We start from the raw sequence: 23,960 nt of genomic DNA on the forward strand, positions 1-23,960 counted from the left end.
CACGGACCCCGCCACCGCGCACGGGCCCCACCGTGCACGGGCCCCGCTGCTTTCCGGGCGCGTCGCTTCCCACCGCGGCCGCCCGCCCCCGCCGTGCCCGGCGGCCGGCGGGGGAGGGGGAGCGGTCACACGCCGGGTTCTTCGGGGTGCTGTCCGAGGGCGTACGCGTGCGCCTCGTCGAGGAGTTCGCGCAGCACGGACGAGGTCGGCGCCACGGCGGTGGCCAGCAGGGCCGGACCGCCGGCCAGCGGTGAGAGGACGGCGCACCCGCCCTCACCCCTGCGGAGCAGGACGGGCTCGTCGCGGGCCGCCGCCGGGCCCACGAGCAGCAACTGGCCGACGGCGCGGTGCCCGTTCAGGACGGCCGGCCCGTCCCAGCCCGGCTCCGGGTTCCCGTACGCCGTGCGCTGGTCGAGCAGCGTGCGTCCGGCGCGGCGGACCAGGATCCGGCTGACGAGCCGGCCGGGCTCTTCGCCGGCCCGGCCCAGGAGCTGCTCCTCCCGCAGGACCAGCCGTGCGGTGGCGGCGAGTTCGACGGTGCAGGTCTGGCGCAGGTTGCTGCCGGCGGCGCTGATCAGCGGCTGCGGCAGCCAGCGCAGGGTGGCGTGCTCCCCGACGGTCAGCCGCACGTCGTAGGTGGCGGCGGTGGCGGTGGGGCCGCGCAGGGCGAGGGTGGCGGCGGCCGTGGTGACCTCCAGCTCGGCCCGCTCCTCGGCGCTGATCTCCAGGCACAGCCGGTCGCCCCCGAGCGGGGCGCTCATCGCGCCGATGATCCCCACCGTGGCGGCGTTGCCGCCCGTGCGCAGGCGCCGCAGGTGGAAGGGGCCGTCGCTGCGCAGCTGCGGGAGGGTGGTGACCCGGCCGTTGTGCCCGGCCCGGATCCGGGCCGTGGCCCACACGCCGTCCGGGTGACCGGCCGCCTCCCGCGCCCCGCACGGCAGGCCGCCGGGGCCGCGGGCGGCGGGGGCGGACGCGGGAGGGGCGGCGGGGCTCATACGGCCGCCCCGGCGCGCCACCGGGCGAGGTGGCCGCTCACCCAGTCGGCGACCTCACGGATGCCGTCGTCGCGGGTGAGGCTGGTGAAGACGACGGGAAGGTCGCCGCGCTGGCGTTTCGCGTCGCCGGCCATGGCGTCCAGGTCGGCGCCGACGTAGGGGGCGAGGTCGGTCTTGTTGACGAGGAGGAGGTCGGCGGTGGTGATGCCGGGGCCGCCCTTGCGGGGGATGTCGTCACCGCTGGCCACGTCGATGACGAAGATCTGCACATCGACGAGACCCTTGGAGAAGGTGGCGGTCAGGTTGTCACCACCGGACTCGACGAGCACGAGGTCGAGGGGGTGGAGGGTCTCCTCCAGGTGCTCGACGGCTTCCAGGTTGGCGGAGATGTCGTCGCGGATCGCGGTGTGCGGGCAGGCGCCGGTCTCGACGGCGGCGATCCGCTCGGGCGGCAGGACGGCTTCGCGCAGCAGGTACTCGGCGTCCTCGCGGGTGTAGATGTCGTTGGTGACGGCGGCGATGCACCAGCGGTCGCGCAGGGCGCGGCAGAGCGCGGCGACGGTCGCGGTCTTGCCGGAGCCGACGGGCCCGCCCAGGCCGACGCGCAGGGCGCGGCGGCTGCCGTCGGGCCGGACCGCCGAAGCGCCGGGGAGGTGCTGGTGGGGCAGCGAGTGGTCGAGGTGCATGGCAGCTCCTGCGTTGGTGCGGGTGGTCGGGTGGCGGTCAGGAGGCGAAGAGCCGGACTCTCCAGGCGGCGTGCTGCTCCGCGGTGATGTCCAGCAGGGGCGAGGAGGCCGACGGCAGGGCGTCGACGCCCTCGGTCAGGGCGCGGGCCGCGGCGTCGGCCGCCGCGTCGGCGACGTCGTCGGTCTCCGCGGCGAGGCGGGCCAGCAGACCGGAGGCGTCGAGCGGGTTGAGGCTCAGCAGCCGCACGGCCGCGGTGGCCGGACCACCGGTGTTCTCGTACGCGGCGGCATGGGCGGCGTCCACCGGGCCGAGCCCGGCGGCGCGGGCGGCGAGCCCCAGGACGACGGGCTGGTGGGCGCCCTGGGGCCGCGCGGCGGCCAGATGCTCCAGCCGGGCCGAGGGAAAGGTGGCACGCGCCGCGCGCATCATCTGCCGGCCGAGTCTGCGGGCGACGGCACGCAGGGCGGGAACGGGGGTACGGGCGTCGGCGGCCTCGTCGAGCAGCAGCGGGTCGTGCCCGCCGGCGGCGGCCGCGGCCAGCCCGGCCGCCGTCAGGCCGGCGGTGTGCAGGCGCCCGCGGCAGAACGCCTCCAGGCTGGGGATGTCGTGGACGGCTCCGTGGGCGACCGCGGCCTCGACACCGCCGGAGTGGGCGTGCCCACCGGCGGGGAAGCGGCCGTCGGCCAGAAGGAGCAGGGCTGCGCGGCTCATCGGCGAGCGGCTGCCTTTCACAGAGTGGACGGAGGACGCGGTGGTCCGGACGGGCGCACCGGCCCCGGCGGCCGGGGCGACGCCGACGACCGGGACCGGCACCGGTGCCGGAACGAGGCCGGCATCGGTGCCGGACCCGGACCCGGACCCGGACCCGGACCGGACCCGGGATCGGCCCGCGACCGGACCGGTCCCGGAAGTGGCCCGCGATCGGAGCGGGACCGGACCGCGATCGGGTCAGAAGAGGAAGTACCGCTGCGCCAGCGGGACTTCGGTGACGTAGGAGCGCGGTACCGTCACACCGTTGAGTTCGGTGCGGGCGTCGCTCGTCGTCGCACCGCCGATGGTGACCTCGAAGCTGTTGTGGTCGACTTCGAGGCTCTCGGGCACCGTGTCGTTGAGCTTCATGTCCTTCTTCCTGACGCCCCGGGTGTCCGAGATCTCGACGAACCTCTTGCGCAGTCCGAGCCCCTCCGTCTTCGCTTCCGTGACCTTCTTGCTGCGGTCCTGGGTGATGACGAAGCGGGTGTTCAGCCGGTCGGCCACGCCCGGTGCGGCGAAGTTCACCGAGTTGCTTCCCGGGGCGCGCCCGGTGGACCCCCACACGGGCCGCGGCAGGTAGGGCTGCGGCGTCGTGATCGACGCGTTGGCGTCACCGACCTGCGCATAGGCGAGCTGGCCGCCCTTGACGACCATGTGCGTCCTGACGCCGAAGAACTTCGGCTCCCACAGCACCAGGTCCGCCAGCCTCCCCGGCTCCACGGAACCGATGTGGGCGGCGATGCCGTGCGTGATCGACGGGTTGACCGTGTACTTGGCGACGTACCGGCGCGCCCGGTAGTTGTCGTTGGGCGTCAGTCCGTCCTCGTTGAAGGAGTGCGCGCCGTCCTTGTCGTCCTTGTCGTTCTTGTGGTCCTTGCGGATCGTGCGGACCTTCGCGCTGCGCAGGTCTTCGGGCAGCGGGCCGTAGCGGCACTTCATGACGTGTGCGGTCTGCCAGGTGCGCATGATCATCTCGCCGATGCGGCCCATCGCCTGGGCGTCCGAGGACATCATCGAGATGGCGCCCATGTCGTGGAGGAGGTCCTCCGCCGCCATGGTGGAGGGCCGGATGCGGGAGTCCGCGAAGGCCATGTCCGCCGCGATGTCCGGGTTGAGATGGTGGCAGACGACCATCATGTCGACGTGCTCCTTGACGGTGTTCACCGTGAAGGGCCGGGTGGGGTTGGTCGAGGCCGGCAGGACGTTCTTCTCCTTGACCAGCTCGATCATGTCCGGGGCGTGGCCTCCGCCGGCGCCCTCCACGTGGAAGATGTGGATGGACCGCTTCTTGAAGGCGGCTCGGGTGCTTTCCAGGAAGCCGGACTCGTTGAGCGAGTCGGCGTGCAGGGCGACCTGGATCCCGCGCTTCTCGCACACCGCCAGCGCCCTGTCGATCACCGCGGGCGTGGCACCCCAGTCCTCGTGGATCTTGAGACCGATGACCCCGGCGTCCACCTGCTCGTTGAGAGCCTCGGCGCTCATCGTGCTGCCCTTGCCGAGCAGACCGATGTTGACCGGGTACTCGTCCAGGGCCTCGAAGAGCCGGGTGATGTGCCACGCGCCGGGGGACACGGTGGTGGCCGTGCTGCCCTCGGCGGGGCCGGTGCCGCCGCCGATGAGGGTGGTGACGCCGGAGGCCAGGGCCTCGTGGATCTCCCCGGGGCAGATGAAGTGCACGTGCGTGTCCACCCCGCCCGCGGTGAGGATCCGGCCGTTGCCGGAGATGACCTCGGTGCTCGGGCCGACCACGAAGTTCGTCGCCGTCACCGGCAGCCGCTCGCCGGCCAGTTCGCGGGCGGTCTTCTGGAACTCCGGGACCGGGTCCATCGTCTCGGGGTTGTAGGCCTTGCCGATGGCGTGGACCCTGCCGTCCCTGATGCCGACGTCCGCCTTGAGCACGCCCCACCAGTCGAGGATCAGCGCCCCCGTGATGACCGTGTCCACGGGAAGGCGGTCCCGGCTGCCGCCGCCGTCCCGGGGGATGTGGGACATGCCCATCGACTCCCGGATCACCTTCCCGCCACCGAAGATCATTTCGTTGCCGCTGTGCTCCGGCCCGCCGCTCCAGTCGGCTTCGATCTCGACGGTGAGACCGGTGTCGGCGAGGCGGACCCGGTCCTTGGTGGTGGGCCCGTACAGCGTGGCGTACTCCGCCCGGGTCAGCATGTTGCCCGGCCTCTGCGGGCCCCTCCGTCCCGGCCGGCCGCTCATCGGACGGTCCCCTTGCGCAGTCCCTGGATCCTGCGGGTGTCGTCGCGGGCGTCGCCTTCGATCCGTACCAGCTCCACGCAGCACACATCTCCCGGTTCGAACCTCACGGACGTGCCCGCGGCGATGTTGAGCCGTCGCCCCTTCGCCTCGGGGCAGTCCTTGAGCGGCCGGCCGGACACGGGCGTGCCGACGGGGTTCTCGACCACTTCGAGGCCGGGGTTGACCTCGGCGAAGTGGTAGTGGGAGCCGACCTGGACGGGACGGTCGGCCGTGTTCCTCACCTTGATCGTCTTCTTGTCGTCCTGCAGGTGCCCGTTGAACACGATCGCCTCGTGCCAGGAGGCGGCGTCCTCGCACGCCTCGCAGCAGGCGGACGGTCCGCCCTCGTCGCAGTCGACCGGGCACTTCGGCCTGCGCGCCGGCTGCGGGTGCTCGACCTTGCCGGGGTGGACCCGGGGCTCCTGCGCGGCCTCCGGGAGGGGGTCGTGGACCGTGACCAGCTTGGTGCCGTCCGGGAAGGTCGCCTCCACCTGGACGTTCCTGATCATCTCCGGGACGCCGTCCATCACGTCGTCGCGGGTGAGGACCCGGCGGCCCGAATCCATGATGTCGCTGACGGTCCTGCCGTCGCGTGCCGCCTCGAAGACGTGGGCGGTCAGCAGGGCCATGGTCTCGGGGTAGTTGAGAAGCAGCCCCCGGTCGCGGCGCTTTTCCGCCACGTCGGCCGCCACGTGGATCAGCAAGCGCTCCTGCTCATGCGGAGTCAAATGCACGATGAGCCAATTCTGTTGATCGGACGGTGCGTGCGACCCGACACGCCGGGGAGGACGGACCACGTTCCCCGGACGGCGACGGGCGCTTCCCGATCATCAGCGGTGCGAAAGCACCGGGAGGGCCGGACCGGGGAGGACCCACACCATTCGGTGAATCCGCCGGCCCGACGTTTCCGGCGCGCCGGACAGGACACCCCCGGCCCCCGGGCCACCGGCCCGGGCGGCCGCTTCCCCGCAGCCCCGCTTGCGCGACCGCGCCGTGGGGAGGCCGACGCGCTGGGCGTCACCACCGACCACCGCCTCCGGACGACCGCGCCGGACGCCGTGCAGGCGGGCTTGCGCGCACGCGTGCTCCTGGACTCCTCCATCGGGGCCGCGCCTCCCGGTGCCGCCGCCGCTGCGACCGCCGCGGCGGCCCCGTGCCCGAGCCGGGCCGGCACGTCCCGGCCGGAGAAGCCCCCGGGAGGACCCGCCGATGTCGGTGGCGGCTGCGATGCTTTCGGCGTGATCCCTTTGGACCTGCTGACACTCGACAGGGCTCTGCGCGCCGGTTGGGCCGCCGGCACCTGTTCCCCGGACGACCTCGCGCGCGCCGGGTGGCGGCCCGGGAACCCGGCGTGGGGCCACTGCGACATCACGGCCCTGGTCGTGAACGACGTCTTCGGCGGCGACCTCATGGTGGGGGAGGTCCACCAGGCAGGGGAGCAGCACGGATTCCACTGGTGGAACCGGCTGCCCAGCGGCGTGGAACTCGACCTGACACGCGAGCAGTTCCAGAACGGCCAGAGCGTGAGCGCGGCCCGTGCCGTCACCCGCCCGCCGGGCCGTCTGCCGCGACGCTGGGAGGAGTACCTCCTCCTGCGCGAGCGCGTCATCGAGCACCTCGGTCACCCCGGGTACCTTCCCGGGCCTGCCGCCTGAGCGGAGCAGCGGCCTTCTCGGTCCGTGGTGGGCCATCGCCCCTTCCCGCCTGCCGAGGCAGGCCCCGGCACCTGCCGGAGTCCCGGCCGCCCGCCCCAGCCGGGTGCGACCCACGTCTCGGACGCCACCACACCGCCCCGCCCGGGCCCCGGCGGTACGGCTTCGCCCAGGCCCTGGAGTCGATCTACCCCGCGGTCAAGGACACGCTCGCGGAGTACCGCACCACCGGTCAGAGCGTGTGGTTCACCGGCCACGGCCTCGGCGGCGCCCTGGCCATGCCGGCCGGAGCCCGCATGTACCTCGAAGAGCCGCGCCTGACCGCGGACGGCGTGTACACCTACGGCCAGCCCCGCACCTGCGACCGGCTCCTGGCCGCGACCTGCAACAAGGGCTTCAAGAACCGCATGTACCGCTTCGTCAACAACAACGACATCGTGCCCCAGATGCCGCCCGAGCCCGTCTTCACCCACGTCAACGCCCTGCGCTACATCGACTAGCACGGAAAGCTGCACGAGAGCATGCCCCTGCTCGGCTCGCTCACCGACCGGGCCAGGGGCCTGACCGCCGACGTCCTGGCCCCGGTCGGCGACGGAGTACGCGACCACTTCGTCAACGCCTACGTCACGGCCCTGGAGAAGAACCTCGCATGACCGGGCGGGGGCCCGGCGCCGCCGCCCGGTCCCCCGCCGTACGGCCGGAGCGCCGGACGTCACCCGACCGTCCCCGGTGGCCGCCGTCCCGGCGCCGGCCCCCTGCGGGGCACGGTCACCGGCAGCCCCCGGTGCCCCGGGCCTCCCGTCGTCGCCCGGTGTGCCGGGTGTCGGCCGCCGTGACGCGACGGGAGCCGTCAGGCCGCCTCACCGCGAGGGTCAGCGGTTGTCGTGGAGTTCCTGGTGCATCTGCGGCTGGTCGTCCTGGTCGTGGGTGAGGGCGTAGCGCTCGACCTGGTTGAAGGCGGCGGAGGCGGTGCCGAGGATCTCCTTGTAGGGATTGACGCCGGTCGCCTTCTTGGCGGTGCCGCCGGCGAGGCCGCCCAGGGCGTTGCCGACGAGGCCGTGGCCGGCGGCGAGGGGCTTGCCGGCGAGGTCGACAGGGCTCTTGGGGACGCCGGCCATGTCGGCGTACTTGTCGGTGAGCGCGACACGGGTCAGGGCGATGTACGCGTCACTGGCACCGGGGCCGACGAGGTCCCGGTAGAACTTGATGGCCTGCGCGGTCATGTAAACACCGTCGTCGGTCTTCTTCCACTCCTTGTCCCGCTGGGCATTCCAGACCGCTTCGACGACATCGGCGTCCTTGGGCAGGAGCCACTTCTCCGGGGTGCCGAGATAGTGGTTGACGTAGTGCCAGGCGCACATGAAGCCGTGCGCGTCGTCCCGGGCGATGTGCAGGCCCAGGTTCTTCATGCCCTGCAGGATCTGGGTGCTGAAGACGCAGGCGGCGCCGGTGGTGTACTTCTGGGAGACCGGCTCACCCCACGTGGCGTAGTCCCACGCGCCGCTCTTCTTGTGCAGTTGCCGCACGGAGGCGTGGACCAGGCGCACCTTGGTGACGGTCGCGGCGAGGCTGCCGTCCCGCAGGGCGTTCTCGTTGCCCATGTCGAGGAACAGCCTCGAGGACTGCGACAGCCGGCGGCCGGGTCCCTCCACGCCGCCGAGCCGTCCGGTGGAGCGCAGGGTGAAGGCTCCGGTGGGGGAGAGGTAGGTGCCGATGAGGCCGACCGTGCCCTGGAGCATGGAGGCCTCCCCGTGGTGGTGGGCGAAGAAGCCCTCCGCCGCCCGCACGTCGGCGTCACTCCAGTCCGGCGGCCCGGCCTGCGCCTCGCGCAGGAACTGGGCCAGGCGCTCGGGCAGCCCGGCCAGGTCCTGGTTCGGGCCGAGCTTGTTGACGGTGCGGAACAGGTGGTTGACCCCGTCGACCTCCCTGTTGTCGATCATGTCGGACACCAGCTGGTCGGCGGCCGGGTCTCCGACCTTGCCGGCGGCCTCCATCTCGGCCACGGCATTGGCGGCTGTCAGCATCGCAGCCCCCTCCCCTTCGTATCGGGTCCACGGATCACACATGCGCCTCCCGCCCCGGGGACGGCAGACCCGGACACCGGCCTGGGAGCACGCAGGCTTCAAGGGCCTCGGGCCTCAAGGCCCGGACACCACGCGCTCCGTCGGACGGCACCCACACGGCAAGATCCTTCCGGCGTCGGCCCAGGATCGCGAGAACCCACATGAGGGACGCCGAAGCACGCCCCCCGCGTGCGCCCGAGAAGACACGCTCCTCGGCAGGGACGGCGGTCGCGGCGCGCGCCGGCCGGCCGCACCGCCCCTCTCACGGGCGGCAAGCACGCCCTCGGCCCCCGGCGCCAGGAACCCGCTGCGACGCACCGCACCGCCCCGCTGCCCTCGGGGACCGCCCCCAGGCGGTGGGCAGGCGGTGGGCAGGCAGAGGTCAGGGGCGTGGGCCGTCCGGTTCCGCGGACGAGGGATTGCGGATCTCGTCGAGCGATTCCTCCTAGAAGCTAAGAGTCTTGCCGCTTGCTGTTGCGCCGAAGATACAAAGTCGGAGGAGAAAGCCATGAACCGAACCCATGACGGCCACGACCACGGTCACACCGTCGCCGGCTGGACGGGCACCGGTGTGGCGCTCGCGGGAAGCGTGGTCTCCGGCGGCTCGGTGGCCGCCGCCTGGCTTCCGGGAGTCGCGCTGGGGGCGGGCCTGGTCGCGCTCGCAGCCTGCGTCACCTTGGGTGCTGCACCTGGCCGGGTGGGGAAAGGCGAGCGGGCCCAGACCCCTGTCCGAGCGGAGCTGGCGCGTGCGGGACGCATCCGCTGCGCAAGGCCATCCGGACTGTACGGGGTGCCGGCTGGCCGGCCGCGGCCGGCGTGACGCACGCCCCGCCGTCGCCGTCGCCGCTGTGGCAACGGCAACGGCCCCCACGGCCGAGGCGCACCGGGCGCGAGCCGGGGCCGGGGTGGGGGACGCGGCCCTTGAGGCGGAAGCAGCGGCCTGAGGAAAGAGTCTTCCCGCAGCCCCGGGGCCCCGCCGCCTGTCGCACGGGGCCGCCGGCGGCCCGTGACCGCACTGCGGACGCTGCTGCCGGCGCCCCGGCCGCCACCCCCTACGGCCCGGCCGTCACTCACGCAGCCTCGGCTGTCACCTCACGCGGCCCCCGGCTGATCACCGCACCGGCCTGAGTACGCTCACCTGCACCGGTCTGAGTATGTGAGCGGCTGCCCGCCGCGGCGCGGCGCCGGAAGGGTGGACACATGCGCCGACTCCTGCTGCTCGCCCCACTGTTGCTGTTCACCGCCGGCTGCGGGCTGGTGCAGTCCTCCGATGGCGAGGCGACGGACGCCGCACGGGAGGTGGCCAGGAGGGCGGGCGAGCGGCTCCACAGCCAGCGTCCGCGTACGGCGGAAGAGGTCGGACGCTCTGCTTCCGGCATCGACGGGGTGGAGGTGCTGCGGGTGACGGGCACCTCGACACACGACGGGGACGGCGTCGACGTGGTCGTCCGCACATCCGGCTCGGCGTACAACGCATGGTTCGATCTCCAGGAGATCGTCGTGCGGCGCTGTTTCGCGGTGCGGGTCTCGCCCAAGGCGAAGGGGCGTGAGGACCCCCGTGACGTGGACTGCCCGGACGGCCCTCCGCCGACCTTCGCCCCGCCGCCCGAACCGCCCCGGCTGCCGTTCGGGGAACTCGGCACGCAACTTCCCCGGGTGCCTGAGGGCGGCCGGGTGGACGAGACCGAGGTGCGCCGTGCGCTCGCCGCCCTGAGCCTGCATCCAGTGATCCGTACCGAGGTGAAGGCGGACGGCGGGCGGGTCGGCGTTCTCCTGTCGGTGAAGGGCGACGGCTTCGACGCGCAGGAGTGCCTCCTCGCCCGCGTGGAACCCGGCGCCACCGACGTGTGGGTGCCGCCCCGGATCCAGCGGATGCCCGGAGAGGGCGGCTGCACGGTCGACAACGCCCTGGACCCCCAACCGCCGCCGCACTGAACGGTTGCCCGGCTCCGCCGGGGCGCCGGCCCCTTCCTCGCCGCCCCCGCCCCCACGACGCCCCCCCGCCTCAACGGAGCGCGTCCAGCCGGCCCTGCGCCAAAGCCCACGGAGGCGGCCGGCCCGGCCGCCGCCCGGCGGGGGCCCGTGACGATTCCCGGACCCGAAGGACGGGCCGCCCGCGGCCGTCGTCCGCCCCCTTCGCGGGCCGGGACGCCTCCGCGCCCGCGCCTGCCCCCTGCGAAGAGCGAGGACGCCCGCCATGCGACACGCACGACGTGCCAAAGGGGCCCTGACCGTCACCGCGGCCACCGCGGCCTGCCACACCCTCATGTCCGCCGGCTACGCGTGGGCCCGCGACAGCACGGCCGCGGGCGGGGACACGATGCTCTCCGGCGCCTTCGAGTTCCTGCTCACCACGGCTGCCTCCTGGGCTCTGATGCCCCTTCTGCTGTGGGCCGGCATGCGGGCGATGGGGGAGGCCCGCACCACCGTGCTGCCGGCCGGCGGCGGGCTGGCCTGGGTGGCACTCTCCGGGTACTTCATCGACGACATCGACCGCGCGGGCGGGCACATCCCCCTCCTGGCTCTCGCCGCGTACGTCCTTCTCGGTACGGGGCTGGCCGGTGCCTCGTCGTCCGCGTGAGGACGTGCACCCCGGAGCGGCCTGCGTCGGCCACGCGGCCAGGGAGCCACGCGGCCACGCGGCCACGCGGTCAGACGGTCAGCCCGAGTGCGGTCAGGCGGTCGGGGTCGGTGAGAACGTCGAACCCGGTGATGCGGCCGTCCCGGATGGTGAACGACATGACGGACAAGGGCCGGCCCCCGGCGAACGAGACGACGCCGGGCGTGCCGTTGACCAGCACCAGACGGGCCTCCGCCGCGAAGCGGGCGAGGACGACCGCCTGGGACGCCACGTCGTTCGCGCCGCGCCGCAGGATGCTCGGCACGAGCGTGCCGCCGTCGGAACGCGCGACCACGTCGGGGTGGAGGACGGCCAGGAGCGCCTCGAAGTCGCCACCGCGGGAAGCGGTCAGAAAGGCGTCCACGACGTCGCGTTTGCGGGCGTTGTCGGTGTCGGCCGTCGGGGTGGCGTCCTGCACCCGGCGGCGAGCGCGGCTGGCGAGCTGCCGGGTGGCGACCACGGTCCGGCCGAGGGTGGGGGCGATGTCGTCGAAGGGCACGTCGAACATGTCGTGGAGGACGAAGGCGAGCCGTTCGTCCGGGGAGAGGGTGTCCAGGACGATCATGAGGGCGATGCCCACCGAGTCCGCGATCAGGACCTCCTGCTCGGGGTCGACCCGGGCCAGCGCGGTGACCACCGGGTCCGGCAGCCGGACCGACCCGTCCTGTTCGGGCAGCGGATCCTCGCGTCGCGAGGTACGCGAGCGCAGCATGTCCAGGCAGGTCCGGCCCACGACCGTGGTGAGCCAGGCCCCGAGGTTCTTCACGTCGCTCACGTCGGTGCGGTCGAGCTTCAGCCACGTCTCCTGGACGGCGTCCTCCGCCTCGGCGAGCGAGCCCAGCATCCGGTAGGCCACTGCCCGCAGCCCGGGCCGCTCGGCCTCGAAACGGTCGGCCAGAAAAAAGTTCTCGCTCACCTGTCACACCCCCGCGTCCGGATCCGTCGGTCCAGTGACAGACGCTAACGGATCACCGGGAGAGCATCAGATGAACGCCACGACCACCACCAGTGCCCGGATGAAGAGCCCCGCCCTGGTCCTGCCGGACGCGATGAAGGGCATCCAGAACATCTACAAGGCCATGTACCAGGGGGGCGCCGCCCCGCAGGTCCTGGAACTGGTCCATCTGCGGGCCAGCCAGATCAACGGCTGCAGCGCCTGCGTGTTCGCCGGCGTGACGGCCGCGAAGAAGCACGGAGAGAGCGACGAACGTCTGCATGCCGTGGCCGCCTGGCGCGAGGCACCGTTCTTCACCGACGAGGAGCGCGCGGCCCTGGCCCTGACCGAGGCCGCCACCCGGATCGCCGACCGCTGCGGCAAGGCCGTCCCCGACGAGGTGTGGAACGAGGCCGCGGACCACTTCGACGAGGAGCAGCTTTCCGCGATCATCCTGATGATCGGCCTCACCAACTTCTTCAACCGCATCAACGCCACCATCGAGGAGCCCGCCGGCACCACCTGGTGACCGGCGCCGCCGGCGGGCCCTGCCCGCTTCCCGCGCAGAGCACCTCGAAGGACCGGTGCGCCAGTCCTGCGGCCGGCCGGCTTCGAGGGCAAGGGCTCAGCGGGGCGCCGTCGCGGACCAGGCGCCGTCGTCCAGGGCGAGGAACCGGTCGGTCTCCGTGCGCGGCGGCATGACGGGAACGTCGTCCCTGGTCCGCAGCGCGGCGGCGGCCGCCAGATGGCCCAGGCGCAGCCGTGAGCGCTCGTCGCGGTCCTCCAGGACGCCGGCCAGGTAACCGGCCGCGAACGCGTCACCCGCGCCGACCGGTTCGACCACCTCGGTGGGCAGCGAGGGCACGAACGTCCGCACCCCGCGGGCGTACGAGGTCGCTCCGTGCTCGGCGTCCTTCACGACCACGACGGGCGCGGGCCCGAGCAGTGCCGCGATGTCGTCCGGGCGGGCGGTGCCCCACAGTTCCTCGGCCTCGTCCCGTCCGGTGAAGACGATGTCCGCGCCGCGGGCGAGCGCCAGCAGACTCCGCGCGGCGTGCGTGCTGCCGCCGCGCCAGAGCGCGGGGCGGTGGTTCACGTCGAAGGAGACGAGAGGAGCGCGCGTGACGCCGTCCTCGCGCCCCAGGACCAGCGCGTCCAGCAGGGCGGCGCAGCTGTCGGAGAGGGCCGCGGCGACGCCCGACACGTGCACGACGCGCGCCCGGCGGAGCGCGGACCGCCGGGCCAGTTCCGGCCCCATCCGGGACGCGGCCGAGCCGCCGCGGTAGTAGTGCGTGCGGGTGCGGTGGGGAGCCGGGTCCTTGAAGTAGACGCCGGTGGGCCGGTCCGGATCGGTCTCGACGGCGCTCACGTCCACGCCCCGCGCGGTGAGTTCGGCCAGGATGCGGCGGGCGAAGGGGTCGTCGCCGAGGCGGCTGAGCCAGGCGGCGCGGTGCCCGAGCCCGGCCAGTGCGCAGGCGACGTTGGACTCGGCGCCGCCGATGGCCAGGGTGAGCGCGGACTGCTCGGCGAGCGGGCGGGCGTCCGGCGGGCTGAGGACGGCCATCGTCTCGCCGACGCACACGATGTCGGCCGGCGGTTCCCGGCCGTCGGCGGCGTGGGGAGGGGACGGCAGGGGCACGGGCTTCTCCTCGCGGACGGTACGGGGGCGGGCCTGCACACGTGGTGCAGCGGGGGCGGGTACGGCGGGGTGGTGTCCGGCGTGGTGCGGGGCGGGGCTTCGGACCGGGAGCCCCGCCCCGCGTCACACGCCGGTGGGCCCGGTGGGCCCGGTGGTGCCGTCGGTGCCCAGACGCAGCATGACCTTGCTGCTCCCGCTTCCCGGGTCGGCGGCGACGGCGAGCGCCTCCTCCGCCCGGTCCAGCGGGAAGCGGTGCGTGATCAGCGGGGTCAGGTCCAGGCCGTTCCCCAGGGCGTGCAGCGCGTCGTCGATCTCCTCGACGAAGCGGTAGGAACCGATCCAGGTGATCTCCCGGGTCACCAGGTCTCCGAGAGCGGCGGCTGCGGCCGTACCGGGCAGGTTGCCCACCTGGACGAGCGTGCCCCCGCGGGCCGTGGCCCGCAGCACCGGTCCGAGCGCGGCCGGGGCTCCGGACGCCTCGAAGACCACCTCCACGTCCTCGGGCAGCCCCTCGCCGGCGGCGAGGTCGCACGTCTGGTCGGCGCCCATGGCGCGGGCGACGGCGAGGGAGGACGGCGCCAGGTCGGCGGCGACGACCCGGCCCGCACCGCGGTACCGCGCGGCGGCGACGACCAGGGAGCCGATCGGTCCGCAGCCGTTGACCAGGACGGTGCGGCCGCGCAGTTCGGGCGCCCGGCCGACGGCGTGCAGGGCGACGGCCAGCGGTTCGGCGAGAGCGCCCTGTTCGGTGCCGACGCCGTCCGGCAGCGGCCGGATCTGGGCCGCGGGGACGGTCCGGTACTCGCTGAACCCTCCGTCGGTGTGCGGGGTGAAGGCCGCCGAGCCGAAGTAGCGGTGCGGGCAGAGGTTGGTCCGTCCGGCGATCCGCTCGGGAAGGACGGTGTCACCGACCGGTTGCGCCGGGTGCACGGTGACCGGCTGCCCTTCGCCCAGACCGGTGACCCCGGCGCCGAGCGCGGCGATCCGGCCCGCGAACTCGTGCCCGAGCACGAGGGGATGCGCCAGCGCGGCGGTGCCGGACGCGCCCTTCTTCCAGTAGGCGATGTCGGATCCGCAGATCCCGCCCCACTCCAGGGCCAGCAGCACCTCGCCCGCGCCCGGCACCGGCCGGGGCCGTTCCTCGACGCGTACGTCGCCGGGACCGTGCACCACGACCGCCCTCATACGGCGTCCTCCAGCCGGACCAGGTCGCGTCCGCGTGTCTCGGGCGCGAGGAACGCGCTGACGAAGGTGATGAGCGAGTAGACGACGAGCATCGCCGCGATGGGCCACCAGCTGCCGGTGACGGCCGTGAGGGTGGCCGCGAGGACCGGGCCGATCGCCGTGGCGAGGATGCCGCCGATCTCCTTGGCGAGGGCGAGCTGGGTGAACCGGGTGCGGGAGCCGAAGAGTTCGGCCATCGTGACGCTTTCCAGCGAGAACAGGCCGAGGACGCCGACGTTCAGGCCGAGGACCATGCCGATCATCACGCCCGAGGTGGAGCCGGAGGTGATCAGGAGCATCACCGGGAAGGCCAGGACGACGGTCAGCAGCGACAGCGCCAGGTACACCGCGCGGCGCCCGAACCGGTCACCGAGCAGGCCGATCAACGGCACGGTGGCGAACCCCGCCAGCGAGCCGTACAGGATCGCGTCCGTCGGGACGGACCGGCCGACCGCCAGGTTGGTGGCGATGTAGCCGACCAGGAAGGTCTGGATCAGCCCGGAGTTGCCCGCCTGCCCGAAGCGCAGCCCCAGCGCGAGGAAGAAGGCCCTGCCCTTGCGCTGGCGGACACCGGCGGCCAGGACGCCGCCCTCGTGCTCGTCCGCCGCGGCGATCGCGGACTCGACCTCGTCGCGGTGCAGGGCCACTCCGTCGACCACGTCGGGCCGCTCCTCGAAGACCGGGCTCTCCTTGAGGCTCCGGCGCAGCCAGACCGCGAAGATCATCAGTCCGAAGCTCAGCAGGAAGGGCAGCCGCCAGCCCCAGGAGAGCAGTTGCTCCTCGCTGAGTACGGCGAGCAGGATGGCCCACAGACCGGAGGCGGCGAGCGTCCCGGAGTTCGTGCCGAGCGACACCAGCGAGGAGATGAGACCGCGCCTGTGCGCGGGCGCGTACTCGGCCAGCATCACGGTGGCCCCGGCGATCTCGGCGCCCGCGCCGAAGCCCTGGACCAGGCGCAGCACGACCAGGAGCACCGGCGCGAGGATGCCGATGGTGGCGTACGTGGGCAGGACGCCGATGAGGGTGGTGGAGGCACCCATCAGCAGGATGGTGAGGTACAGGACCTTCTTCCGGCCGAGCCGGTCGCCCATCCGCCCGAAGTAGACGGCGCCGGCGAGCCGGGCGACGTACCCGACGCCGTAGGTGGCCATCGCGGCGATCAGCCCGACGGCCGGGCTGACGTCCGGGAAGAAGATCTTGTTGAAGACGATCGCGGCGGCCAGCGAGTAGAGCTGGAAGTCCATGAACTCCATGGCCGTGCCGAGCCAGCCCGAGACGGCCGCCCGGGTGAGATCGCGTGTGGTGCGCTGGGCGGATGGCGTCTGCTGAGCGGCTATGACGCTGTCCTTCATCGTGAACTCCGTTGTTCGGGGAACCGGGGAACCGAGGGGGCCTCGGATGCGGCGGACCGGGAGCGGGACGGTGGGTCCTGGTGGGGAGCGGGTGCGGTGGGTTCCGGCGGGGTGCTAGACCTCGACGCGTCCGGCGCGCAGGGCGGTGAGCCGGTGCGCGACGGCGGCGGTGAGCGTGTCGTCGTCCGCCAGATCCGCCGCGCCGATCACGCGCAGCAGCGCCCGTACGGTCCCGGCGGGGTGTGCCGTGGGCCGCCAGCAGGCAAAGAGCGCCTCGGCGGCGGGATCGGCGGGCGCGTCGGCCGTGCCGGTGCCGTGCACCCAGGCGGCGAGGGCGAGTTCGAGGACCGGGGTGCTCGTCCCGCGTGCCCGCAGTTCGCGCAGGGCCGGCAGCCAGCGCTCCGTGATCTTCAGCGATCCGTCGGTGCCGATCTGCCGCAGCAGGTGGTGCATGGCGGGATTGCGGAAACGTCCGACCAGGTCGTCGGCGTACGCGGCCGGATCGGGGCCGCCCGCCGGGAGGGTGGGCGCGATCTCCGCGCACAACGCCCGTACGAGACGCTCGCCCCAGGCGGTCGCCATGGTCTCGGCGATCGTGGTGAGTCCCGCGGCCGCACCGAGGTGGGCCAGGGCCGAGTGGGAGCCGTTGAGCAGCCGGAGCTTGGTGAGCTGGTAGGGCGTGACGTCCGGGACGAACAGGGCGCCGTCCAGTTCCCAGCGTGGCCGGGGCGCGGCGAAGGAGTCCTCCAGCACCCACTGCCGGTAGGGCTCACCGGTCACGGGGAGGGTGTCGCGCACGTGGAGCGCGGCGTCGGCCGCCGCCCGGTCGGCCTCGCTCGTCGCGGGCACGATCCGGTCCACGACCGTCGCGGGGAAGCGGACGGCTTCCGCCATCCGGTCCAGGATTCCCGCGCGGTCCGGCCAGGCCGAGGCACGGACGAAATCGCGGACCACGCGGCCCAGCACGGCGCCGTTGTCCGCCATGTTGTCGCAGGACACGACGCTGACCGGGGGCGCGCCCGCGCGCATCCGCGCGGCCAGCCCGGCGGCCAGCCGCCCGACCACCGTCGTGAGCCGCCCGCCGGGGGCCGCGGCGAGGTCGGCGGCGACCGGCCCGGCCAGGGTGTCCAGCCCGCCCGTCGGGGGGGAGCGGTGGTAGCCCTTCTCGGTGACGGTCAGGGTCACCACCGTCACCTCGGGGTCGGCGAGCAGGGCGTCGACGGCCTCGGCGTCGGGTCCCATGGCCAGGGCGCCGACGACGGCACCGACGACGCGTGTGCGGTGGCCCTCCGGACGGCGTTCGACGAGGGAGTACAGGCAGTCCTGGTCCCGCAGCTCCCGTACCGTCCCGGCCGACCGGGGCGCGACCGCGGTGATGCCCCAGGGTTCGCCGGAGCGGGCGGCGGCGTGCTCGGTGAACACGGCCTGGTGCGCCCGGTGGAAGGCGCCGAGGCCGAAGTGGACGACACGGGTGCGCAGTGCGGCGGGGTCGACCGCGGGCCGCAGCTCGGGCGAGAGCCGGGGGAGCACGGTGCGGTCCAGCCGGGGGAGCACGGTGCGGTCCAGTCGGGGGTCTGTGCCGGCGCTCACCAGTCGTGCACCGACCCGTCGAGACGGCGGGCCACCGGGAGGTAGCGCCGCTGGTAGGGGAAGTGTTCCGCGGCCTTCTCGTCGTACTCGACGCCGAGGCCCGGTTCCTCCGAGGGGTGCAGCATGCCGTCGGCGAAGGTCACCCCCGTGCGGAACACCTCCGTGGTCTCGTCGCCGTGGCCCATGTACTCCTGGATGCCGAAGTTCGGCACGGCGAGGTCGACGTGCACGGCGGCCGCCATGCCGACGGGGGAGAGGTCGGTCGCCCCGTGGGACCCGGTCCGTACCTGGTGGAGCGCGGCCAGGTCGAAGATCCGCCGCAGGTGGGTGATGCCGCCCGCGTGGACGACGGTGGTGCGGACGTAGTCGATGAGCTGTTCGGTGATCAGGTGCTGGACGTCCCAGATCGAGTTCATCACCTCGCCGACCGCGATCGGCGTCGTGGTGTGCCGGCGGATGAGCCGGAACGACTCCTGGTTCTCGGCCGGGGTGGGGTCCTCCATCCAGAACAGCCGGCAGCCCTCGACGCTCTTGCCGAACCGGGCCGCCTCGATCGGGGTCAGCCGGTGGTGCACGTCGTGCAGGAGGTGGAAGCCGAAGCCGAAGCGCTCCCGCACCGCTTCCAGGTAGGTGGGCGCGAACCCCAGGTAGGCCTCGGTGTCCCAGGGCTGCTCCTCGGGCAGTTCGGTCGCGGCCGGCTCGTAGACCTTGCCCTTGCGCACGCCGTAGGTGCCGCCGACACCGGGCACGGCGGCCTGGGCCCGCACGGCCCGGTAACCCAGCTCCAGGTGGCGTTCGACGTCGTCCAGCAGCGAGGGGGTGTCGGTGCCGCTGGCGTGGGAGTAGACCAGCACGCCCTCGCGCGACCGGCCGCCGAGGAGCTGGTAGACGGGCAGCCCCGCCGTCTTGCCCTTGATGTCCCACAGCGCGGTGTCGACGGCGGCGATCGCGGTCATGGTGACCGGCCCGCGCCGCCAGTAGGCCCCCTTGTAGAGGTACTGCCACATGTCCTCGACCCGGGCGGGGTCCCTGCCGGCCAGCAGCGGGGCCACGTGGTCGCGCAGGTAGCTCGCGACGGCCAGCTCGCGACCGTTGAGCGTGGCGTCACCGAGTCCGGTCACTCCGTCCGAGGTGGTGATACGCACAGTGACGAAGGTACGGCCGGGGGAGGCGACGAACACCTCGACGCGTTCGATCTTGCTCACAGGTACTCCTTGGTCGCGAAGTACATGTATACAAGCAGCTGTCGCGCAGCAGGGCAATACATGTGATGCGGTCTACGTACGATGTGCACATGCCTCAGACGAACGGGCGGACGAGCCGGCGCGACATCTACCTGAAGTTGCGCCTGATGGTCCTGACCCTCGAACTCGCCCCGGGCGCGGCACTCTCGGAGAACGAACTCGCCGCGTCCCTGGGCGTCAGCCGCACACCCGTGCGGGAGAGCCTGATCCTCCTGGCCCAGGAAGGCCTGGTGCAGGTCTTCCCGAAGGTCGGGTCGTTCGTGTCGCGGGTCGACCCGGCCCAGGTCGCCGACGCGCAGTTCCTCCGGGAGGCCGTGGAACTCGCCTCACTCGACGACCTTCCCGAACGGCTCGACCCCGCGATCGTCGAGGACCTGCGGAGCAACCTGAACCGCCAGCGACGCGCGGACCTCGACCTGGAGGAGTTCTTCGCACTGGACGAGGCGTTCCACCAGGGCCTGATGCGGTTGAGCGGACACGGCAACGCCTGGACCACCGTCGCCGCGGCCAAGGGCCACCTGGACCGGGCCCGCCGCCTCGGCCTCCACGAGAACGTCTCCCCGGCCGCCTTCGCCGCCCAGCACCACGAGATCCTCGAAGCCATCGTCGGCGGTGACGCCCCGCTCGCCCGCACGGCCATGCGCACCCACCTGCGGGCCGTCTTCAGCGACATCGAACGCATCCGGGCGCACTCGCCCGAACTGTTCGCCGGTGACACCTCGACGGTCCCCGTACGACGCAACGTCGTGGTCTGGGAATGACCCGCTGCGCGGCACGGCCCCTTCGCGCATCAGCCACGCACAGCACGCTCCCGTAGCCCGTAGGGCTACGGCCCGTTGCGGTGCGTCGGGCTCCGGGACGCGGCCACGGTCGGTACGGCGGGACCCTCGGAGACCAGGACTCCACCAGAGTCCTGGTCTCCGCCACAGGCGGCGTGTCCTCCGGGACCGCCAGGAGAACAGAGACTCCTGGTCGGCCTCTACCAGCCGTGCACGGAGAACGGCTCACCCTTGCGGTAGTGCCCGATGCCCAGGGCGTTGTACGGGACGGTGGTGGCCGGAAGCTGGTCGACGGGATGCCAGGACAGGCCCGCGCACTTGTGCGGTTCCATGTTCTGCGGCTCGCCATGCCAGTACCGCGCGGCGAAGAACCAGCCGATCCGGGGCTCCTCCTCCCGGTGACGGAAGTGCATGACGTGCACGATTTGCAGGGCGTCCCGCTCGATGACGAGGCCGGTCTCTTCCCGGGCCTCCCGGATCACGGCGTTGTACACGTCCTCGCCCTTCTTGAGCTTCCCGGAGGGGAGGTTCAGTTGTCCGTCGGCGTAGCCGGTGCCCTGCCGCTCGGCAAGGCACACGGTGCCGTCACGCTCCAGGATGAGCATCACGTCGTTCACGGGCTGCTGGGGCACTGCGCTTCAGGGCGACACGCTCAGCGCGTGATGCCGTGTCCGCACTGGTCTCATCTGTGGCGGCCCGGTGGTCCTCGGCGACTCCGGCCGGAGTCCATGCGTGGCCGTCCCACTCCTGGATGCCGCGGGGCGCGTCAGGGTCGACGTGGGCCCCACGCCCGGATTCCTCGCCGAGCGGGACGGCGCGCCGCTCGCCTGGCGCGGGGCGGCGCTGTGCACGGCGGGCTGCCCACTCCTCAAGGGGCTCGTCTTCCATGGGGTGCTCCCTCCTGGTCGGCTCCTGCCCAGTGTGCGCGTCAGGACCGCCTTCAGGTCACAGAGTTGCGGACCACCCGCCGCGTGACAGAGTCGTCGTGCCGTCCGGGGTGATGGTGACCTGCGCCCCGTACACGGGGAGTTCACTGCTCGTCGAGCCGTCGGGGACGCGGGCAAACCGCAGCGCCCACGGTCGGGTCTGCTCACCCGACGGGGCCTCCTCGCTGTAGGGGGTGCGTCCTCCGGTCGGCGTGAGGGGGAACGCCTCACGGTCCAGTGCTGTGGTCACGAAACTTCTCCTTCGGTTGTCGGCGCGGGGGCCCGGCGCGGGGCGGTACCTGGCTGTGAGGGAACGCGAGTCGGGCAGTCGTTCCCGTGCCGGGGGCCGTTCCCTGTCCGGCGGCCGGTAGCGTTGTCGACCGGCTGCCGGACAGGCGTCAGGGAGCGGTCGCCGAGAAGGCGACCACGCTGGTACGACAGCGGCCAGGCCACCGACAGGGGTCTAGAGGGTGTGCTCGGCCAGCTCGCGCAGCAGCTCCTTCATGCCGAGGACGTGGAAGTTGCGGATACGGCGGATGAGCTGGGCGGCGAGCATCGTCGGAAGGTTCGGATGACCGAAGGGCAGCGCGTGGTCGGGCTGCGCGACGACGTGCACTTCACCCTGTGCGTTGAGGCCGTAGAGGGTGCCGTGGACGCCGTACAGGGGGGGCGCTGCGGGCCAGGATCACCATCGGGTTCTTCTCCAGGTGCGGGCAGAGCGCGGCCGCGGCGCGGGCATGCCTGACGCACACCGGCGGCTGGTTGGTGTGGATCTCCGGCTGTGTGGGGTCCTCGTCCCTCGGGCCGGTGAGGAAGATGAAGCCGAGGGGTGTCCGGGCCGGGCGTGCGCAGACCTGGCAGTGCATCGTCTGCATCGTGAGCATCTGCCGGTACGGGTGCATGAGCTTCCACTGCGGCTCACCGGTCGGCATCTGCCGCTCGTCCAGGGGGTTGAAACTGCACCGGCCCCACAGAATGCCCCGCATGGGCCGGTCCCGCTGGGGGTCCTCGTCGCGGTAGTACAGCCTCGGGCCGGAGGGATGCACGCGGATGAACAGGTTGTCCGGCGCGGCCTCCTCCCCCTTCCGCTGGGTGATGAAGGGGACCAGGGCGGGCTCGGTCAGGGTGCGCACGGAACGGTTCTTTTCTCTCGGTGGGACGGCGGCCAAGGCGGTCACGGCTGTCCCTCCACGGGGACCGGGAGACTGCACCAGGTCTCCGCGCCGGCGTCTACGACCCCCCAGTCGCCGCCGCTGCCCTTCGTGAGGGCGTCGACGAGCAGCAGCCCCCGGCCCGACTCGGACGTGTCCTTGGGACGTTGCGCGGTGCACGCGCCGGGCATGCCGTCTCGGACCCGGATACGCAGGGTTCCGTCCTCCACGGTGATGTTCAGGCTGATCTCCGTGGTGCCGCTGTGCTGGAGGGCGTTGGTCAGCAGCTCCGAGATGATCAGCATCACGTCGTCCGTCATGGACTCGAGACCGCAGTAGCGGAGCCGTGCGGCGGCGATCCGGCGCATGATCCCGACCCGGCATGCGTCCTCGCGGCGGGGCGGTAATCCGCCGTGTGCGGGGGAGACCTTGAAGCGCTCGCTCATCACGCCCCCGCCGCGGCGGCATGTGACCGCGCGAGGCGTCCCTACGGCTGTCGTCGTCATCACGTCCTCTTGGGATCGGTCCGCCGGCGTCACAGGAGTCACGTCTCTGTGTTCGGTTGGACACTCTCAGCGATTGTGTTGATCAGCGTGATCCCGCATGCGGTGTCATCGCCATGTCGAGGGACTGCCGTCTCGGCGACATCAGGACGGCGCACTGCCACCTGACTGCAAGCCAACTGCCATCCGTACGAGATGTGTTGCGCTGGACCGAGACGGCGATATCCCCTTCGTGCAAAGGGATCGATCCGTAGGTGGGCCGCCAACAGGCCAAGGCGCGACATCCGGGGGGCGAAGTGACGGAACAACCTGAGACGCTGCTCAAGGTCCTCTGCGACCGCCGCAACTTGGGCGCTCCCGACTTCGTGGCGCTGTTCGACAGAACCGCCGACGAGGTCGTCGGGAAGGGCACCAACAACCCGACCTGCAGCGAGCGGACGGTGTTCCGCTGGAGAGCGGGCAAGGCCCGTCCCGAGTCGCTTTCCGCGGACACCCGACGCGTGTTACAGGCCATGTTCGCCTGTGACGTCGCGGCCCTGTTCGCCCCACCTCCCGCCGGGGATTCCCAGGCACCCGCGTTCAACCTGGAGCACGAGATCAACATGACCGCACGCGACGCACAGGACGACGCCAGCGCAACAGCTGCGGCGTCCGTCTCCGACACCAGCCTCGACCAGCTCACTGATGACGTGGCGTCCCTCGCGCGCGCTTACTGGCTCTAACAAAAGCTGCTGATCATGAGGCTGTCGGCCGCTCTGCCCGTATGTCTGGGCATGGGAAACCGTCAGTCGCGGCCGTGGATCGTGTCGGACGAACTGTGGTCGCTGATCGAGCCGTTGCTGCCGCAGCCGGGTCCGAAGAAGGCCGAGGGCAGACCGCGGGTGCCAGACCGGCAGGCCCTGTGCGGCATCCTCTTCGTCCTGCACACCGGAATCCAGTGGGAGTACCTGCCCCAGGAACTCGGCTTCGGCTCGGGCATGACCTGCTGGCGGCGCCTTGCGGCCTGGAACGAGGCCGGCGTCTGGGACCAGCTGCACCAGCTGCTGCTGAACGAGCTGCGGTCGAAGAACCAGCTGGACTGGGAACGGGCGGTGATCGACTCCTCGCATGTGCGGGCCGCCCGACGGGGCCCAAAAGCGGGCCCAGCCCGGTCGACCGCGCACGGCCGGGCAGCAAACACCACCTCATCGTCGACGGCCAGGGCATCCCGCTCGCGGTGTCGCTGACCGGCGGCAACCGCAATGACGTCACCCAACTCGAGCCGCTGCTCGACAAGATTCCCGCCGTCGCGGGCCGGGTCGGCAGGCCGCGCCGGCGCCCGGATGCACTGCTGGCCGACCGCGGCTACGACCACGACAAGTACCGCCGCCTGCTCTGGCAGAGAGGCATACGCCCCGTGATCGCGAAGCGAGGCGAGCCGCACGGCACCGGCCTGGGCACCTTCCGCTACGTCGTTGAGCGCACGATCGCCTGGCTCCACGGCTTCCGCCGCCTGCGCATCCGCTGGGAACGACGCGACGACATCCACGAAGCATTCCTGGGCCTCGCCGTCTGCCTGATCACCCACCGCCACGTCCAGCGGCTTTGTTAGGACCTCT

25 protein-coding genes and 3 pseudogenes are annotated in these 23,960 nt (G+C 72.5%); 9 read left to right on the forward strand and 19 right to left on the reverse strand.

Annotated features, from left to right (window positions below):
- Positions 1 to 125 precede the first annotated feature (125 nt).
- From ACVV2G_RS31330 to ACVV2G_RS31355, 6 genes and pseudogenes are all read right to left on the reverse strand, one after another.
- The gene (locus ACVV2G_RS31330) at positions 126 to 995 is read right to left on the reverse strand and encodes an urease accessory protein UreD (RefSeq protein ID WP_453846175.1); all 870 of its coding nucleotides are present in this window, start codon (positions 993 to 995) and stop codon (positions 126 to 128) included.
- Entirely contained in the window at positions 992 to 1,681 is a 690-nt protein-coding gene (gene ureG, locus ACVV2G_RS31335) for an urease accessory protein UreG (RefSeq protein WP_453846176.1), read from the reverse strand. The genes ACVV2G_RS31330 and ureG overlap by 4 nt, the downstream gene beginning before the upstream one ends.
- 37 nt (positions 1,682 to 1,718) lie before the next feature.
- Entirely contained in the window at positions 1,719 to 2,393 is a 675-nt protein-coding gene (locus ACVV2G_RS31340) for an urease accessory protein UreF (protein ID WP_453846177.1), read from the reverse strand.
- Positions 2,394 to 2,630: 237 nt separating this feature from the next.
- Entirely contained in the window at positions 2,631 to 4,601 is a 1,971-nt protein-coding gene (locus ACVV2G_RS31345; RefSeq protein WP_453846178.1) for an urease subunit alpha, read from the reverse strand.
- 41 nt (positions 4,602 to 4,642) lie between these two features.
- A complete protein-coding gene (locus tag ACVV2G_RS31350) occupies positions 4,643 to 4,969 on the reverse strand; it encodes an urease subunit beta (RefSeq protein ID WP_453846201.1) in 327 nt (108 codons plus the stop codon).
- Between the two features lie 153 nt (positions 4,970 to 5,122).
- Positions 5,123 to 5,419, reverse strand: a pseudogene (locus ACVV2G_RS31355) (urease subunit gamma); the annotation flags it as partial.
- A 504-nt stretch (positions 5,420 to 5,923) separates the two neighbouring features.
- Between ACVV2G_RS31355 and ACVV2G_RS31360 the strand changes: the two are divergent.
- Positions 5,924 to 6,340 (forward strand): YunG family protein, encoded by a 417-nt coding sequence (locus ACVV2G_RS31360; RefSeq protein WP_453846179.1) that lies wholly within the window; start codon positions 5,924 to 5,926, stop codon positions 6,338 to 6,340.
- 114 nt (positions 6,341 to 6,454) lie between these two features.
- Positions 6,455 to 6,990 (forward strand): annotated as a pseudogene (locus ACVV2G_RS31365) (lipase family protein); the annotation flags it as partial.
- 219 nt (positions 6,991 to 7,209) lie between these two features.
- On the opposite strand, the gene ACVV2G_RS31370 reads toward ACVV2G_RS31365, so the two are convergent.
- Positions 7,210 to 8,361 (reverse strand): oxygenase MpaB family protein, encoded by a 1,152-nt coding sequence (locus tag ACVV2G_RS31370; protein WP_453846180.1) that lies wholly within the window; start codon positions 8,359 to 8,361, stop codon positions 7,210 to 7,212.
- Between the two features lie 547 nt (positions 8,362 to 8,908).
- Here ACVV2G_RS31370 and ACVV2G_RS31375 point away from each other — a divergent pair.
- From ACVV2G_RS31375 to ACVV2G_RS31385, 3 genes and pseudogenes are all read left to right on the forward strand, one after another.
- A pseudogene (locus ACVV2G_RS31375) lies at positions 8,909 to 9,344 on the forward strand (HGxxPAAW family protein).
- A gap of 256 nt (positions 9,345 to 9,600) precedes the next feature.
- Positions 9,601 to 10,335, forward strand: coding sequence for a translation initiation factor IF-2 (locus tag ACVV2G_RS31380; protein WP_453846181.1), 735 nt, complete (start codon positions 9,601 to 9,603; stop codon positions 10,333 to 10,335).
- Between the two features lie 262 nt (positions 10,336 to 10,597).
- Complete coding sequence (locus tag ACVV2G_RS31385; RefSeq protein ID WP_453846182.1) at positions 10,598 to 10,981, forward strand: hypothetical protein; 384 nt, start codon at positions 10,598 to 10,600, stop codon at positions 10,979 to 10,981.
- Between the two features lie 70 nt (positions 10,982 to 11,051).
- Here ACVV2G_RS31385 and sigJ read toward each other — a convergent pair whose 3' ends face one another.
- Positions 11,052 to 11,936 (reverse strand): RNA polymerase sigma factor SigJ, encoded by an 885-nt coding sequence (sigJ, locus tag ACVV2G_RS31390; protein WP_453846183.1) that lies wholly within the window; start codon positions 11,934 to 11,936, stop codon positions 11,052 to 11,054.
- A 70-nt stretch (positions 11,937 to 12,006) separates the two neighbouring features.
- Between sigJ and ACVV2G_RS31395 the strand changes: the two genes are divergently transcribed.
- Positions 12,007 to 12,483: a carboxymuconolactone decarboxylase family protein gene (locus tag ACVV2G_RS31395; protein ID WP_453846184.1), complete on the forward strand. Its 477-nt coding sequence runs from the start codon at positions 12,007 to 12,009 to the stop codon at positions 12,481 to 12,483.
- Positions 12,484 to 12,579: 96 nt separating this feature from the next.
- On the opposite strand, the gene ACVV2G_RS31400 is transcribed toward ACVV2G_RS31395, so the two are convergent.
- From ACVV2G_RS31400 to manD, 5 genes are all read right to left on the reverse strand, one after another.
- Complete coding sequence (locus ACVV2G_RS31400; protein ID WP_453846185.1) at positions 12,580 to 13,593, reverse strand: sugar kinase; 1,014 nt, start codon at positions 13,591 to 13,593, stop codon at positions 12,580 to 12,582.
- 123 nt (positions 13,594 to 13,716) lie between these two features.
- Entirely contained in the window at positions 13,717 to 14,778 is a 1,062-nt protein-coding gene (locus ACVV2G_RS31405) for an L-idonate 5-dehydrogenase (RefSeq protein ID WP_453846186.1), read from the reverse strand.
- A complete protein-coding gene (locus ACVV2G_RS31410) occupies positions 14,775 to 16,169 on the reverse strand; it encodes an MFS transporter (RefSeq protein ID WP_453846187.1) in 1,395 nt (464 codons plus the stop codon). Before ACVV2G_RS31410 ends, ACVV2G_RS31405 begins: the two co-directional genes overlap by 4 nt.
- 114 nt (positions 16,170 to 16,283) lie before the next feature.
- Entirely contained in the window at positions 16,284 to 17,759 is a 1,476-nt protein-coding gene (locus ACVV2G_RS31415; protein ID WP_453846188.1) for a mannitol dehydrogenase family protein, read from the reverse strand.
- Complete coding sequence (gene manD, locus ACVV2G_RS31420) at positions 17,756 to 18,964, reverse strand: D-mannonate dehydratase ManD (RefSeq protein ID WP_453846189.1); 1,209 nt, start codon at positions 18,962 to 18,964, stop codon at positions 17,756 to 17,758. Before manD ends, ACVV2G_RS31415 begins: the two co-directional genes overlap by 4 nt.
- 89 nt (positions 18,965 to 19,053) lie before the next feature.
- Here manD and ACVV2G_RS31425 point away from each other — a divergent pair, with 89 nt between their 5' ends.
- Entirely contained in the window at positions 19,054 to 19,764 is a 711-nt protein-coding gene (locus ACVV2G_RS31425) for a GntR family transcriptional regulator (protein WP_453846190.1), read from the forward strand.
- Between the two features lie 218 nt (positions 19,765 to 19,982).
- On the opposite strand, the gene ACVV2G_RS31430 is transcribed toward ACVV2G_RS31425, so the two are convergent.
- The 6 genes from ACVV2G_RS31430 to ACVV2G_RS31455 all read right to left on the reverse strand — a co-directional run bounded on the left by ACVV2G_RS31430 (position 19,983) and on the right by ACVV2G_RS31455 (position 22,305).
- Positions 19,983 to 20,414: an NUDIX hydrolase gene (locus ACVV2G_RS31430; protein ID WP_453846191.1), complete on the reverse strand. Its 432-nt coding sequence runs from the start codon at positions 20,412 to 20,414 to the stop codon at positions 19,983 to 19,985.
- Positions 20,368 to 20,670, reverse strand: a complete 303-nt coding sequence (locus ACVV2G_RS31435; RefSeq protein WP_453846192.1) for a DUF6087 family protein — start codon at positions 20,668 to 20,670, stop codon at positions 20,368 to 20,370. The genes ACVV2G_RS31430 and ACVV2G_RS31435 overlap by 47 nt, the downstream gene beginning before the upstream one ends.
- Before the next feature lie 57 nt (positions 20,671 to 20,727).
- Positions 20,728 to 20,958 (reverse strand): hypothetical protein, encoded by a 231-nt coding sequence (locus ACVV2G_RS31440; protein WP_453846193.1) that lies wholly within the window; start codon positions 20,956 to 20,958, stop codon positions 20,728 to 20,730.
- 213 nt (positions 20,959 to 21,171) lie between these two features.
- Positions 21,172 to 21,324, reverse strand: a complete 153-nt coding sequence (locus tag ACVV2G_RS31445; RefSeq protein ID WP_453846194.1) for a hypothetical protein — start codon at positions 21,322 to 21,324, stop codon at positions 21,172 to 21,174.
- Position 21,325: 1 nt separating this feature from the next.
- Complete coding sequence (locus ACVV2G_RS31450) at positions 21,326 to 21,841, reverse strand: hypothetical protein (protein WP_453846195.1); 516 nt, start codon at positions 21,839 to 21,841, stop codon at positions 21,326 to 21,328.
- A 41-nt stretch (positions 21,842 to 21,882) separates the two neighbouring features.
- A complete protein-coding gene (locus tag ACVV2G_RS31455) occupies positions 21,883 to 22,305 on the reverse strand; it encodes an ATP-binding protein (protein ID WP_453846196.1) in 423 nt (140 codons plus the stop codon).
- A 353-nt stretch (positions 22,306 to 22,658) separates the two neighbouring features.
- Here ACVV2G_RS31455 and ACVV2G_RS31460 point away from each other — a divergent pair, with 353 nt between their 5' ends.
- Positions 22,659 to 23,084, forward strand: coding sequence for a hypothetical protein (locus ACVV2G_RS31460; RefSeq protein WP_453846197.1), 426 nt, complete (start codon positions 22,659 to 22,661; stop codon positions 23,082 to 23,084).
- A gap of 51 nt (positions 23,085 to 23,135) precedes the next feature.
- Positions 23,136 to 23,953 (forward strand): IS5 family transposase gene (locus tag ACVV2G_RS31465; RefSeq protein ID WP_453846198.1). Its coding sequence is split into 2 segments (ribosomal slippage): positions 23,136 to 23,471 and positions 23,474 to 23,953, totalling 816 coding nucleotides; the frame shifts between segments, so codons are not numbered across the junction.
- The last annotated feature ends 7 nt before the right edge of the window (positions 23,954 to 23,960 follow it).

The organism is Streptomyces sp. JK94 (assembly GCF_053613315.1).

Excerpts from the sequence above, each read along its gene's own strand:
- ACVV2G_RS31330 (WP_453846175.1), bottom strand. The coding sequence starts at position 995 with ATGAGCCCCGCCGCCCCTCCCGCGTCCGCCCCCGCCGCCCGCGGCCCC.
- ureG (WP_453846176.1), bottom strand. The coding sequence starts at position 1,681 with ATGCACCTCGACCACTCGCTGCCCCACCAGCACCTCCCCGGCGCTTCG.
- ACVV2G_RS31340 (WP_453846177.1), bottom strand. The coding sequence starts at position 2,393 with ATGAGCCGCGCAGCCCTGCTCCTTCTGGCCGACGGCCGCTTCCCCGCC.
- ACVV2G_RS31345 (WP_453846178.1), bottom strand. The coding sequence starts at position 4,601 with ATGCTGACCCGGGCGGAGTACGCCACGCTGTACGGGCCCACCACCAAG.
- ACVV2G_RS31370 (WP_453846180.1), bottom strand. The coding sequence starts at position 8,361 with ATGCTGACAGCCGCCAATGCCGTGGCCGAGATGGAGGCCGCCGGCAAG.
- ACVV2G_RS31380 (WP_453846181.1), top strand. The coding sequence starts at position 9,601 with ATGCGCCGACTCCTGCTGCTCGCCCCACTGTTGCTGTTCACCGCCGGC.
- ACVV2G_RS31385 (WP_453846182.1), top strand. The coding sequence starts at position 10,598 with ATGCGACACGCACGACGTGCCAAAGGGGCCCTGACCGTCACCGCGGCC.
- ACVV2G_RS31395 (WP_453846184.1), top strand. The coding sequence starts at position 12,007 with ATGAACGCCACGACCACCACCAGTGCCCGGATGAAGAGCCCCGCCCTG.
- ACVV2G_RS31405 (WP_453846186.1), bottom strand. The coding sequence starts at position 14,778 with ATGAGGGCGGTCGTGGTGCACGGTCCCGGCGACGTACGCGTCGAGGAA.
- ACVV2G_RS31410 (WP_453846187.1), bottom strand. The coding sequence starts at position 16,169 with ATGAAGGACAGCGTCATAGCCGCTCAGCAGACGCCATCCGCCCAGCGC.
- ACVV2G_RS31425 (WP_453846190.1), top strand. The coding sequence starts at position 19,054 with ATGCCTCAGACGAACGGGCGGACGAGCCGGCGCGACATCTACCTGAAG.
- ACVV2G_RS31435 (WP_453846192.1), bottom strand. The coding sequence starts at position 20,670 with ATGGAAGACGAGCCCCTTGAGGAGTGGGCAGCCCGCCGTGCACAGCGC.
- ACVV2G_RS31455 (WP_453846196.1), bottom strand. The coding sequence starts at position 22,305 with ATGAGCGAGCGCTTCAAGGTCTCCCCCGCACACGGCGGATTACCGCCC.